The organism is Streptomyces sp. NPDC056948 (assembly GCF_042674225.1).
In the GTDB taxonomy this organism is placed as follows: domain Bacteria; phylum Actinomycetota; class Actinomycetes; order Streptomycetales; family Streptomycetaceae; genus Streptomyces; species Streptomyces purpurascens.
In genome coordinates, this window is record NZ_JBHUQX010000337.1 from 1 (window position 1) to 10,652 (window position 10,652).

Sequence of the window (10,652 nt, forward strand, 5' to 3'; positions counted from 1 at the left end):
CTCGCTCGGTCTGCGGGTTCACTCGGGCCGCGGGCTCAGTTGTCGAAGACGATGTCCTCGATATCGTGGGTCCAGCGGACCTTGCTGTCGTTGACCTCGATGATGAGGTCGAGGCCGGTGCTGGTGTGCCCCGTGGAAAGGATGGTGAACGTGTCGGCCTTGCGACGCAGGAACACCACGAAACCGCCGAGGTCGGGGTCTCCGTCATTCAGCAGCACGTACTCGCCGAGCCGCCGGTAGAACTTGGGCAGGATGACGTCCCTGCTGACCTCCGGAGGGCCCACGACTACCGTGGGCTTCTGAGTCTTGTCGAGGGGCCACAGACCCTCGCCGTCGGCCTGGGCCTTGTGCGCTGTCGCGGTCATGTCGTTGCGCAGGTCGGGGAAGAGGGACCGGTAGAAGGTCGGGTAGACGAAGCCCTTGGCGAGCAGCTTGTGGTTGACGGTCTCGTGCAGCATGGCCGGCGTGAAGAAGACGTTGCCGTCGGCATCGGCGTCGGGTCCTGCTCCGGGCCCGGTGAAGGCGATGCAGCGGCCGAGCGGGTCACCGCCGCGGGTCAGGACGTATCCGCGGACGGCGGCGGGGTTGGTGGGGGCCTTGACCTTCCCGCTCGGAGTGCGCTGTACGGGGTCGAACCCGAGGAGGCGCAGCAGTTCGGCGGCCGCCCCTTCGGCCTGCGCCTTGGGCTGGTGCAGCACGCCCCCGCCGACGAAGGGGGGATCGAAGTGCGTCTCCAGGGCGTCGATGCCCTCCAGCCGCAGATTGGCTCCGCCGGGGCCGCGGATCTGAATGGGAACCGGGCCGGGGATCGTGTCCCACACCGCCGGGTCGTCCGGGTAGAACCGGACCGTGTCCCCGTCGGGGCTCGTCCCCACGATCCGGAATTCGCCTTGGATGCGGGTGTACGGCATGAGGGGGCCTCCTCACGGACGCCTGGTAGCGGCCAGAAATGCGCGGACGGACGCCGCACGGCCACTCCTCACTATGCGTCCGCGGCGCCCGGGGGTCCTGTTGGCGGTTCAACGTCGGCGAAGGGAGACGTTGAACCGCCACCCGGGCGCTCACGGGGTTCTCACCGCCCGCAGCACTCCGCGGCCAGCAGGCCGTCCAGGCTGTAGAGCTCCCAGAGCGGCCAGTCGCCGCTGTGGTTGAGCACGATGGCGCCGACGACGGCGTACAGGGCCCTCTGTACACCCCGGACGACACCGAGCTGGGCCGCCGCCTCGCTGGGGACGGTGGGAGACCTTTTCCTCAGGCCAGAAGGCGGTGAACCGGTCCCACACAAAGATCCGGGCCCTCGTCGAGCAGGCCATCGCCACCTTCAAGTCCTGGCGACTCCTCCGCAAACTACGGTGCTCGAGCACCCGGATCACCGAACTCGTCCAGCCCGTCCTGACCCTTCATCTGACCAGCTCAGAGTGAGGATGGAAAGGCTCACTGTCTCTGAGCTTGTCTCTTAACCTCTGGTGGCTAGGTGTCCCAGTTTGCTTTTGCGTCGACCTCGCCAGCGATGCCTCCGGCCGGGGTACCACCCCGCACGCCTGCAGCGAGTTCGCCTCGATCTCTCCCCCGCCGACGTTTCGCGCCTGCCGCTGCGCTGACGGCGGCATGGGCGCGGCGGGCCGCCGACGCGGAACCGGCTGAACGCGCGCCCGATCCCCGGCCGTGGCCGCGCCGCCCATCCCGCCCTCCTACTCACTCTTGCTCCGGAGGTTGGGCTGTGGCTGACTGACAACGGCGCCGAGGGGGAGTGAGCATGGGCAACTGGGTCGTGATCGCGGAGTACTACAGCGACACGTACAGGACCGAGTTCATCTGTCGTGGACAGGAAACGAAGGACCAGGCACTGACGGCACTCCATGCTGCACTCCACACGTATTTGCCGAGCAAGAACATCGTCGAGAAGCGGCGCCGCGTGTATCGCTACGCCGACCAGGAGTCATACCTGGTGGTGATCAAAGGCAAGCTGACGGAGTGGGAGTGCACCCTGCGCATCGCGGAGCTGATCTCGGACTCGGCCGACCCGGCCGTGGCCAAGCGGGCTCAGATGGACGTCGACGCGGCAGAGGTGGCTGACGGGCCGCAGGACCGGATTCCGCCCGGCTACTGAGCGGCGGACCGGGCTCCGCTCAAGTCAGTCGCCCCGCAGAAACCGCGGCTTCGTGTTCAGCCGGGTCAACTGCGGCGCTCAAGCGACCAACTCGCGGTCGACAGCAGATGGGTTGGTCGCTGTCATGACGGCAGCCTGCCCGGGAACGCGGTTTCCTGGTGGTCTTCACGGCTCTGCTGTCTCCGCCGGCTGTGAGCGCGTCGATCTGCCGTTTCAGCTTCTTCCCGACGGTGGAGTCCCGGGCGTATCGGATTTTGAGTTCGGTGTGTGCGAAGGCGCGTAGGGCGGCCGGGCTGATGTCGGGTCAGCGGGTGCGCAGGCGTGCGGTCTGTTCGGTGCCGACGTCGGTAGTGCGTCGCAGGTACCGCTCGATCACGGTGAGCTCGTCGTCGGTGAAGTCATCCAGGGCCTGGTCGAAGGCTTTCCCAGGGGTGTCCCAGGCGGCTTCGATCTCGGGGGTGCGGCCGGTGGTGAGGGAGACGAGCATCTTGCGCCGGTCGTGGGCGTCGAGATGGCGCTCGGCGAGGCCGGCCTTCTGGAGGCGGTCGACCAGGCGGGTGGCTGATCCGGAGGTCAGCCCGGTCAGCTGCGCGATCTCCCCCGTGGTGCGGGGGCCGGGTTCCAGGGCGAGCAGGCTCACGCACTGAAGGTCGGTGGGGTGCAGGCCGAGGTGTTCGGCCATGGCCTGGTTGAACAGCGTGTAGGCGGCGTGGTGGCGCCGGGCCGTCGCGGTGACCGCCGCAACCAGCTCCCTACGGACTTGGTTTGACATGGAATCACCCTCGTATCCCACTAATCTCTGCGTCGCACAGATAATGTGTGGCGCAGGTCCTTTGTAGCACGACCCCTGGGAGAACCCATGACCACCCACACCATCGAGCAGCTGGGCGCGCTCTACGACCGCTGGAGCGAGATGTGGCGCGGCGACTTCAGCCACGCCGAGGAGATCCTCGACCCCGGCTTCGTCGTCCATCAAGCCCGTCCCGACGGCAGCGCCTCCGAAGCCGTCACCGGCCCCGAGCGCCTGCTGCCCGAGATCGAGCAGACCATGGCCGCCTTCGACGACATCACCATCACCGTCGACGTCGGCCCGATCGTCGACGGCGACCTGATCTCCGCCCGCTGGACCATGCGCGCCACCTACACCGGCGGCATCCCCCAGGCCACCGCCCCCACCGGCACGAAGATCTCCTTCAGCGGCAACGACATCCTGCGCGCCCAGGACGGCCGGTTCGTCGAGTACTGGACCTGCACCGACGTCCTCGACGGCCTGGCCCAGCTCGGCGCCATCTCCGGCCCCAACGGCCCCGCCCAGCACTGAAGCAGGAAAGAGCGAGGATCTCCGCCATGCGATACGTACGACATGTCAAAGGGGCCCTGACCGTCACCGCCGCCACCGCGGCCTGCCACACCCTCATGTCCGCCGGCTATGCGTGGGCCCGCGACAGCACGGCCGCAGGCGGGGACACGATGTTCTCCGGCGCCTTCGAGTTCCTGCTCACCACGGCCGCTTCCTGGGCTCTGATGCCCCTTCTGCTGTGGGCCGGCATGCGGGTGATGAGGGAGACCCGCAATACCGTGCTGATGGCCGTCGGCGGGCTGGTCTGGGTAGGGATCTCCGGGTACTACATCGACGACATCGACCGCGCAGGCGGGCACATACCGATCCTGGCCCTCGCTGCGTACGCTCTCCTGGGTACGGGGCTGGCTGGGGCCGGCCGGGAGTTCGTCCTGGGCTCCGGTGACAGCAGCGACTTCAGGGCCCGCTGATCCTCGAGTTGGTGGGTGAGGTCGGTGTTGGGCTGGGGGGTGGTGGTGCCGAAGCCGTCGATGCGGTCGCCGTCCGGCTCCTCGCACGCGCGGGCTGCGCGCCCGCCTGTGTGACGACGTCGATTCCCTGGACAACCACCTGCCACCACACGTCGCGAAGCTCGCCCGGAAGGTCGCCGAAGTACTGGAGGAACCGCAGCCGGCCACCGCGTGACACCTGACGCCCCGGCTGAGCCCTGTGTCTGGTCAGTGCGCCGTCCGTGGGCCTACAGCGAGCGGGCTGGCCTGGGACCGCGTAGATGTGGCGGTGTGGCCCTGCCCCTCCGATCGTGCCTGTCGGGCGCGGTAGAGGTCGCGCAGCAGGGCGATCTCGGCCCCGTGGTGCAGCAGTTCCTGGTTGACCCACCACACGATGTCGATGAACGGCTCGTCCTCGTCGCTGCCGTGCGGGTAGGTGCAGTACCCCACGGTGTCGAGTGCTGCGTCGTCTACGCTCAGCAACGCCTTCCGCCAGGCCGCGGCACCGGCGTCAAAGGCGGTGACCGCCCCTGCGGCGTCCCCGACGACGGGAAAGTCGTCGCGGGTCAGCGCGTGGGCGCCGGCGGTGTGGTCGGCGCGCAGGGTCAGCATCTCGCTGAGGTGGCTCAGACGCCATGCGATGGTGGTGAAGGGCGGGGGCCAGGGGTGCGGGTAGGAGGCAGCGTCGCGTCCCCAGTCGCCGGTACCGGCAAGGAGAGTCGCGCGAGGCCCCGGCCCGTTCACGCGCCGCCGTACCGACCAGCAGTCGGGCACCGGCTCCCAGAGGTATTCCTCGTCGGTCATGGGGTCGACTTGGGTGTCCGTCCCGTCGCCGCTGTCCATGACGGGCCCTGTCATGCGGTGGGCGAGGCGCTCGCGTGCGAAGTCGAACTGCTCCAGCAACGGAGAGAGGCGGGACGTTGTCGGCATCGGATGCTCCTTTGTCGAACTGGTCCTGGGCGATCCGCCAGCCTGGCACAGCCAGCACCACAGTCGCGTCTCATTTTCGGGGCCCTAAGCCTGGCCGAAGGGCTCGCCAGCCGGACCGCGCGTTGGCGAACGACGTGATCACGTCTCGTCCCCTCTGTGCGGCGCCGCGTTAGTAGTCGCTGAGGGCGAGGCCGTACGCCGCGCGGAAGCCGCGGTACAGCGTGAAGCGGCTGCATCCGGCCACGCGGGCCAGCTCGTCGGCGGTGATGTTCTCGGCAAACCGTTCGCGCAGGAGAGCGCGGGCCTGTGTCATGGCGGTCAGGTCTACCTTGCTCTGCCGGTCCGGCAGACGTGCCGGACGTGTGACACCGAAGGAGTACGTGTCGTGGGCGTGCATCGGGTAGGAGTAGTGCTCGAAGCGGGCGTGCATGGCTTCCAGCGCAAGCCCGGGAACCCGCCAGTAGGCGGCGCGTTCTCCCGAAAGCGTCATGTCCCGATCGTGTCGCACGAGCGTTCAAGCCTCCGGGCCTCTGTGAGGCGCACCCTGGATTCATCGCCGCGACCAGCGAAGGAATCACAGCAATGACCGGGAACGTCTCAGCAGCACCGACCAGCCTTCACGGGACGGGGAGGGTGCGTCTGGCTGTGTACAACGGATTCGCTCGCACCGGCCGTGCTCCGAGCGTGCAGGAACTCGCCGCACTCACCGGACTCACCCCCGGCCAGGTGCGTCAGGAACTGCGCGCCCTGCACGGAAGTCATGACGTGGTCCTGGATCCGCAGGAACCCGACCAGGTCGTGATGGCCCACCCCTTCGCGTCCGTGCCGCTCGGCTTCTCCGTCATGGGGGCGCGCACGCTGTGGTGGGGCGGCTGCGCCTGGGACTCGTTCGCCATGCCGCACCTGCTGCGGGACGAGCCCGACGTCCTGGTCGCCACCCGCTGTCCGGCCTGCGACACCCCACACGCCTGGGTGGTCGGCCGAGACGCACCGCCGCCAGGCGACCAGGTGGCCCACTTCCTCATTCCCATGCGCCGGGCCTGGGACGATGTCGTGCGCACCTGCGGCAACCAGCGCCTGTTCTGCTCCACCGCCTGCGTCGGCACCTGGCTGCGGCGGACGGGCCAGGAGCGCGGCTACGTCATGGATCTGGAAACCCTGTGGCGCTTCGCCGCCGACTGGTACACCGGACGCATGGACCCGGGTTACACCCGCCGCGACCCCGCCGCCGCCAGCACCTACTTCGCCGAGGTCGGCCTGCACGGATCGTTCTGGGGACTGCCCGACTGAGATCGGGATCTGTCTGCCGCCTCACAGGTTCCCCTTCCGGTGTCCTGCCCGCTGCCCGGCGGGCTCGCGGGGTTCGACAAGGAGCGGCTGGGTTGCTGTGCCGATCGTCCCCGAACGGCGGCCCCCGGAACACGACGGCCGGACAGGAGCGCTGACGTGCTCTTGGCGAGGTGCCCAACCGAACCAGACGATGTCCGGCCTGTAGCTGTGCCCTGAGGTCGGAGTGCCCGTGCTTCGTGCAGCGGGTCAGGACCCGTCGCATTGGGGGGCGTCCTGCGCCGACGTGTTCCACGCCTCCGAACTCACCAGGTTGGGCCGCCCTGACGGCGCCCATGCGTCCATACGTGCCAGGGCCCCGCCGCTGTTACGGATCCAGGCCTTGCTCATCGGGTCCATGAACTCCAGCCGGAGCTGGGCCAGGTCCCCTTCCGTCAGACTCACCGCGGGCTGCTCCACGGCCATGGAGTCGAGCAGTGCCTTGTTCGAGACGGCGATCTGCTTGCAGGGTTGGAGGAGGTCCAGGTCCCATCTCACCTTGTTCGCGGGGAGCGTGAGCCGCATCGCCATGACGCGGGAGCTTCCGTTCACCACGATCACCTCCGAGCCCATCCGGTAGAAGTCGACGAGGTTCGCGTACGCCTTCTCCCGGTCCTCCTTCGACCGGAGCTCCTCCGCGGCCGCCCGCTGCTCCGCCTTCTCGGCGCGCTGGTCCTCCCTGCCTGCGTACAGCTCGGCCCGAATACCGAGGATCAGCCCGAGCAGTGCCGCCACCACCGTGACGGCGCCGACCGTGAACCGTCCGAGATCCAGCACGGTGACGCGGTACGGGCCTGTACCGGATTCCTCGGAGGCGCCCGCGTCCACGGCTGGTGCGGACTCCTCCTGCGGGGGCGAGGTCTGTGCTGCGACAGGTTCCGTCCCGGGTGGAGACACCTCCTCCGGCGCGCTGCTGCCGTCACCGGTCCCGGAGGCCTGCGCCGGGGCATCGGGTGGATCGACGGAGGCCCTCGCTCCTTCCACGGACTCCGACGGACTCGCTGCACCTTCGTTTGGGGCCATGCGGTAAGAATGCCCAGACTCCCCTGCTTCGGGGGCCCGTTGTGACATATGGTCCGGACCGACGTCCAGGGACGGCTGGCCCGGGTTTTGCAGGAGCCGGGTGTGGCATGTGGTGATCCGATTCCGGCTGGTGGGGTGTCAGTCGGGCGGTCCGTGGCCAGTTGCTCGTACACCTGCGGATGCTCGCCAAGTACGGACTGGTCGAGAAGCCGAAGGCGGTCAGGGCCGTGAGAAGCCCTGGCGGGCCACGGCCCGCTACACCGAATGAGCGGATGACGCACGCAATCGAGACCCGGCAGCCACTGCCGCGCGAGTGGCGCGAGGCGGAGCAATTCGGCGATGACATCGTCTACCTGACGGCAGCCGAACTCGCGGAGTTGCGTGAGCAGTTCTCGGCGCTGCTCGAGCCCTACAGGGAGCGGGCCGACGACCTGTCCCGCAGCCCCGGACGAGACCTCGCCGATCAGGCTGAATTCCGCACCCCGTAGGCTCGTCCATCCACTGGTTGACGTAGATGGAGAGGGCCGGGGCGCATGGCGGGGGGCAGGGAGATGCGCGGGCTCGTGGCAGGAGCCGGCCGAGCGTCCCAGTCGGCCGAGAACGCTCCTCCCCGACGCCGTACGGGCCCCATTCGTTGCCTTCTGTGGTTTCTGTTCCACAGCGCGTGCACTGTGGCTTCGGTGGCACTGACGTGGTTCTCGCCGGTGGTGCCACTGCCGGCCCTGCTGCGCGACCCGGCCTGGTTCACTTCCACGCTGCTGATACCCCTGGCGCTCGTCCTGGTGCCGGCCCTCCTGCTCCGTCGTGGTCGAGGTCGAGAACGGCAAGACGGACGAGTGCACGCTCCGCGCCCGCGACGGCCGGGACATCTCGCCTGAGATGACGGACGGCTGCGACCCGACATCGGTTGAGGCAGGCGACGAACTGCACGTGCTGTACGACCCCAAGGGGGCAGCCGCTCCGTTGGAGGACGACACTGCAGTGGAGCTGGACCCCGACTCGTACCGAGGGACAATCGGCGGCCTGGCAGCGCTGATCGTCGTGACAGGCACGTGGGGCTGCGTACGGCTGAATCGAGGGGACAACTAGTACGACGGGGGCGCCCGGATGTTCAGAGGCGGAGGACCGGCCGTCCCGACGGGGTGTGGGCGGCCGCACCACTCCCCCGACCCACCGCTCCTGAGCGCACCACGTCACCGTCGCCCTGCAATACGAACAGCCGCCGGGCCCACGTGCGAGGCCCCGCTCCACCGCCAACCTGGACCGCCTCACCCCCGAACAGCACCGGACCTTCATAGCTGTTGAACCCGAACGGGTGGGACGGAGGTTCGGACACACAGCGAGGTGGGGTGGGAGCATGGGGCACGTTGGTCTAACCGGCGTGACGCTATCGACGGGGCTGAGTGGCATGAGCGAGCGCACTGGATCTTTGAGCGAGGCCATCGGTGGGGTGGAGGTCCTTCGCCGGGTGAGCAACACCTTCTACGACCGGGTCCTGGCCGACCCGCTGCTGGCGCCGGTCTTCGCCGGTTTCACCCGTACTCACATCGAGCACGTGGCCATCTGGCTGGACGAGGTCTTCGGCGGTCCAGAGGCGTTCACCCGGGAATTGGGCGGCCATCAGGCCCTGCTCCACTCCCACCTCGGACTGGCCATCACCGAGGAGCAGCGCCTGCGGTGGATGGAGCTGATGACGGAGGCCGTCGACAAGGAACTCCCCGACGACGACCTGCTGCGGCAGCAAGTGATGGCGTACTTCGACTGGGGCACGAAGATCGCCCGGTCCGTCTCGGCCGACCCCGAGGACACCGACCTGGGCGACCCCGGTCCCACTCCCCGCTGGGGCTGGAAGGGACTGTCCTGAGCTGACCCGGGGCGATGTCAGGCGGACTCGGTCGTGAGTGTGCACGGCTGCAGGTGCATGGCGAGGTGGCGCCCGCGGGGATAATCCTGGCCCGTCGGCCGACGTGGAAGTCCCGGTTGTCGACGCGGTGGGCGGGGTTGGGGCCCATGCCGCCTGATGAACCGGTCTGCCCGGGGCCGGCTTCACCAGGCATACGCCTGCGGGGCTTCCCCGGCCCCGGCCAGATCCGGTCGAGTCGTGCCGTGACCTCGTCGTCCAACTGCACGGAGAGCGCGCGGAGGTTGGATCGTCGGTGCTCGCTCGTCGTCGCTCCGGTGACCGTGGTGGAGACAACGGGGTTGTGCGGCAGCCAGGCCAGCGCCGCGTCGGCCGGCTTCGCGCCCAGCTCTCTGCACAGTCCCGCTGGCGGTCGATTGGGCGAGGGCCACGTCGCAGCGTGCTGTGGGAGGTCGCCCGCGACGGCCACCTCGCCCGTCTCGCCCTCTGGCGAAGCTGACCGCGTCACAGACGCAACGCGTGGACCGCGCGCTCGTCGCGATCAGCGTCAACCCGAACCTGGGCTCCGAGGTGCCCGGCGCCCCAAAGTGTCACGCTTGATTCAGGAGCGATGCGAGGATGACGGTTCCCGGGTAGAACCGGGTCGTGCCGTTCCGGAGCGGTACGTATAACCATTGGCCTGGCGGGTCCCCTCCGTCCTGAACCTCATCCCGGAGCCCGCATTGCCTTTACGGACAGGCACCACCGGCCCTATACCCCTGCTCCTGTCGATCGTGCTCGCGGTCGGAACGCTCACCGGCTGCGCGCTACAGGAACTCGCCAGGGACTGTGGGGGGACCGACGACCGGATGAAGGAGATGGCTGCGCTCGACATCCTCGGCTCCCGGCCCGCCGGGGCCGCCGTCGCCCGGGGCTTCGAGAAGGTCGACGCCGGCTGCTGGGCGGACAGCGGCGATGTCTCGGTGTACGCCAACCGGACATACGCCTTCCCCGGCACGCGGGCCGAAGTTGCCGCACACTACCGGACGGCAGCGGAACGAGACGGATGGACTCTGGCCCCCGACGCCTTGTCCGACGACCTGTGCTTCGCGAAGAAGAGGATGTCCCTGCAGATCGTCTTCCTCACCGCCGAGGGCCTCGCGGAGGACGGCCACGGAAGCCGCCCCGACCTCACCACCGGGGCCGGCTACTCGATCCACGTCGACTCGTTCGTGAACAGCGGCGTCGAGGCGAGCTGCTAGTGCTGTGACCGCATAGGTTCGCCGGGTCGGCGGTCGTAGCGGTTGGATGGGCGGTGACATCTGATCTGACGGCTGGAAGAAGGGTCTGGCCTGCCTGGACCCTCGGTGGGCGGGAGGCAGTCCCCGCCAACTCTGCGATGACGGACCGCGACCAGGTGTGGTGCTGCCCCGCCCGCGGCTTCGCAGCAAGGGCGAGCAACTCCCCCACCGTGAACGCTACCTCTTCCAGGCTCGCCCAGGTGGCGACCCGTACCCGGTCACATGCCCGGCCGCCACCTCTTCCTGCGCGCACACCACGGCGACCGCCCCGCCCTGCACCGTGCGATGCGGGAGGCGTTCGTCGTCCTGGTCCTCCGGGCGGTCGGGCTGCCCG

At 68.8% G+C, this 10,652-nt stretch carries 13 protein-coding genes and 2 pseudogenes; 9 read left to right on the forward strand and 6 right to left on the reverse strand.

The window, feature by feature from the left end:
• Positions 1-35 precede the first annotated feature (35 nt).
• Positions 36-911 (reverse strand): nuclease, encoded by an 876-nt coding sequence (locus ACFTZL_RS33040; RefSeq protein ID WP_382590339.1) that lies wholly within the window; start codon positions 909-911, stop codon positions 36-38.
• Positions 912-1,221: 310 nt separating this feature from the next.
• Here ACFTZL_RS33040 and ACFTZL_RS33045 point away from each other — a divergent pair.
• Positions 1,222-1,422: pseudogene (locus ACFTZL_RS33045) on the forward strand (transposase family protein); the annotation flags it as partial.
• A gap of 334 nt (positions 1,423-1,756) precedes the next feature.
• Entirely contained in the window at positions 1,757-2,110 is a 354-nt protein-coding gene (locus ACFTZL_RS33050) for a hypothetical protein (RefSeq protein ID WP_382590342.1), read from the forward strand.
• Positions 2,111-2,414: 304 nt separating this feature from the next.
• On the opposite strand, the gene ACFTZL_RS33055 is transcribed toward ACFTZL_RS33050, so the two are convergent.
• Positions 2,415-2,882 (reverse strand): MarR family winged helix-turn-helix transcriptional regulator, encoded by a 468-nt coding sequence (locus tag ACFTZL_RS33055; protein WP_382590345.1) that lies wholly within the window; start codon positions 2,880-2,882, stop codon positions 2,415-2,417.
• 87 nt (positions 2,883-2,969) lie between these two features.
• Here ACFTZL_RS33055 and ACFTZL_RS33060 point away from each other — a divergent pair, with 87 nt between their 5' ends.
• Together ACFTZL_RS33060 and ACFTZL_RS33065 are read left to right on the forward strand one after the other, a co-directional pair.
• The gene (locus tag ACFTZL_RS33060) at positions 2,970-3,431 is read left to right on the forward strand and encodes an ester cyclase (RefSeq protein WP_382590347.1); all 462 of its coding nucleotides are present in this window, start codon (positions 2,970-2,972) and stop codon (positions 3,429-3,431) included.
• Between the two features lie 26 nt (positions 3,432-3,457).
• Positions 3,458-3,880, forward strand: a complete 423-nt coding sequence (locus ACFTZL_RS33065; RefSeq protein ID WP_382590350.1) for a hypothetical protein — start codon at positions 3,458-3,460, stop codon at positions 3,878-3,880.
• A gap of 246 nt (positions 3,881-4,126) precedes the next feature.
• On the opposite strand, the gene ACFTZL_RS33070 is transcribed toward ACFTZL_RS33065, so the two are convergent.
• Together ACFTZL_RS33070 and ACFTZL_RS33075 are read right to left on the reverse strand one after the other, a co-directional pair.
• The gene (locus tag ACFTZL_RS33070; RefSeq protein ID WP_382590353.1) at positions 4,127-4,828 is read right to left on the reverse strand and encodes a DinB family protein; all 702 of its coding nucleotides are present in this window, start codon (positions 4,826-4,828) and stop codon (positions 4,127-4,129) included.
• Positions 4,829-4,997: 169 nt separating this feature from the next.
• Entirely contained in the window at positions 4,998-5,318 is a 321-nt protein-coding gene (locus ACFTZL_RS33075; protein ID WP_382590356.1) for a hypothetical protein, read from the reverse strand.
• 194 nt (positions 5,319-5,512) lie between these two features.
• On the opposite strand from ACFTZL_RS33075, the gene merB reads away from it, so the two are divergent.
• Entirely contained in the window at positions 5,513-6,118 is a 606-nt protein-coding gene (gene merB, locus ACFTZL_RS33080) for an organomercurial lyase (protein WP_382590359.1), read from the forward strand.
• A 246-nt stretch (positions 6,119-6,364) separates the two neighbouring features.
• On the opposite strand, the gene ACFTZL_RS33085 is transcribed toward merB, so the two are convergent.
• On the reverse strand, positions 6,365-6,982 hold the full coding sequence (locus ACFTZL_RS33085; RefSeq protein ID WP_382590362.1) for a hypothetical protein: 618 nt from the start codon (positions 6,980-6,982) through the stop codon (positions 6,365-6,367).
• A gap of 467 nt (positions 6,983-7,449) precedes the next feature.
• On the opposite strand from ACFTZL_RS33085, the gene ACFTZL_RS33090 reads away from it, so the two are divergent.
• From ACFTZL_RS33090 to ACFTZL_RS33100, 3 genes are all read left to right on the forward strand, one after another.
• Positions 7,450-7,665: a hypothetical protein gene (locus tag ACFTZL_RS33090; RefSeq protein ID WP_382590365.1), complete on the forward strand. Its 216-nt coding sequence runs from the start codon at positions 7,450-7,452 to the stop codon at positions 7,663-7,665.
• 316 nt (positions 7,666-7,981) lie between these two features.
• Positions 7,982-8,266 carry a hypothetical protein gene (locus ACFTZL_RS33095; protein WP_382590368.1) on the forward strand — a complete coding sequence of 95 codons (285 nt, stop codon included), beginning with the start codon at positions 7,982-7,984 and terminating at the stop codon, positions 8,264-8,266.
• A gap of 319 nt (positions 8,267-8,585) precedes the next feature.
• Positions 8,586-9,041 (forward strand): group II truncated hemoglobin, encoded by a 456-nt coding sequence (locus tag ACFTZL_RS33100; protein ID WP_382590371.1) that lies wholly within the window; start codon positions 8,586-8,588, stop codon positions 9,039-9,041.
• 232 nt (positions 9,042-9,273) lie between these two features.
• Here ACFTZL_RS33100 and ACFTZL_RS33105 read toward each other — a convergent pair.
• Positions 9,274-9,546, reverse strand: a pseudogene (locus ACFTZL_RS33105) (aldo/keto reductase); the annotation flags it as partial.
• A gap of 349 nt (positions 9,547-9,895) precedes the next feature.
• Here ACFTZL_RS33105 and ACFTZL_RS33110 point away from each other — a divergent pair.
• Entirely contained in the window at positions 9,896-10,279 is a 384-nt protein-coding gene (locus ACFTZL_RS33110) for a hypothetical protein (RefSeq protein ID WP_382590374.1), read from the forward strand.
• Positions 10,280-10,652 lie beyond the last annotated feature (373 nt).

Bases quoted from the DNA above. Each gene is read 5' to 3' on its own strand.
- ACFTZL_RS33110 (WP_382590374.1), top strand. From the start codon at position 9,896: ATGGCTGCGCTCGACATCCTCGGCTCCCGGCCCGCCGGGGCCGCCGTC.
- ACFTZL_RS33065 (WP_382590350.1), top strand. From the start codon at position 3,458: ATGCGATACGTACGACATGTCAAAGGGGCCCTGACCGTCACCGCCGCC.
- ACFTZL_RS33070 (WP_382590353.1), bottom strand. From the start codon at position 4,828: ATGCCGACAACGTCCCGCCTCTCTCCGTTGCTGGAGCAGTTCGACTTC.
- ACFTZL_RS33060 (WP_382590347.1), top strand. From the start codon at position 2,970: ATGACCACCCACACCATCGAGCAGCTGGGCGCGCTCTACGACCGCTGG.
- ACFTZL_RS33075 (WP_382590356.1), bottom strand. From the start codon at position 5,318: ATGACGCTTTCGGGAGAACGCGCCGCCTACTGGCGGGTTCCCGGGCTT.
- ACFTZL_RS33050 (WP_382590342.1), top strand. From the start codon at position 1,757: ATGGGCAACTGGGTCGTGATCGCGGAGTACTACAGCGACACGTACAGG.
- ACFTZL_RS33100 (WP_382590371.1), top strand. From the start codon at position 8,586: ATGAGCGAGCGCACTGGATCTTTGAGCGAGGCCATCGGTGGGGTGGAG.
- ACFTZL_RS33055 (WP_382590345.1), bottom strand. From the start codon at position 2,882: ATGTCAAACCAAGTCCGTAGGGAGCTGGTTGCGGCGGTCACCGCGACG.
- ACFTZL_RS33090 (WP_382590365.1), top strand. From the start codon at position 7,450: ATGACGCACGCAATCGAGACCCGGCAGCCACTGCCGCGCGAGTGGCGC.
- ACFTZL_RS33040 (WP_382590339.1), bottom strand. From the start codon at position 911: ATGCCGTACACCCGCATCCAAGGCGAATTCCGGATCGTGGGGACGAGC.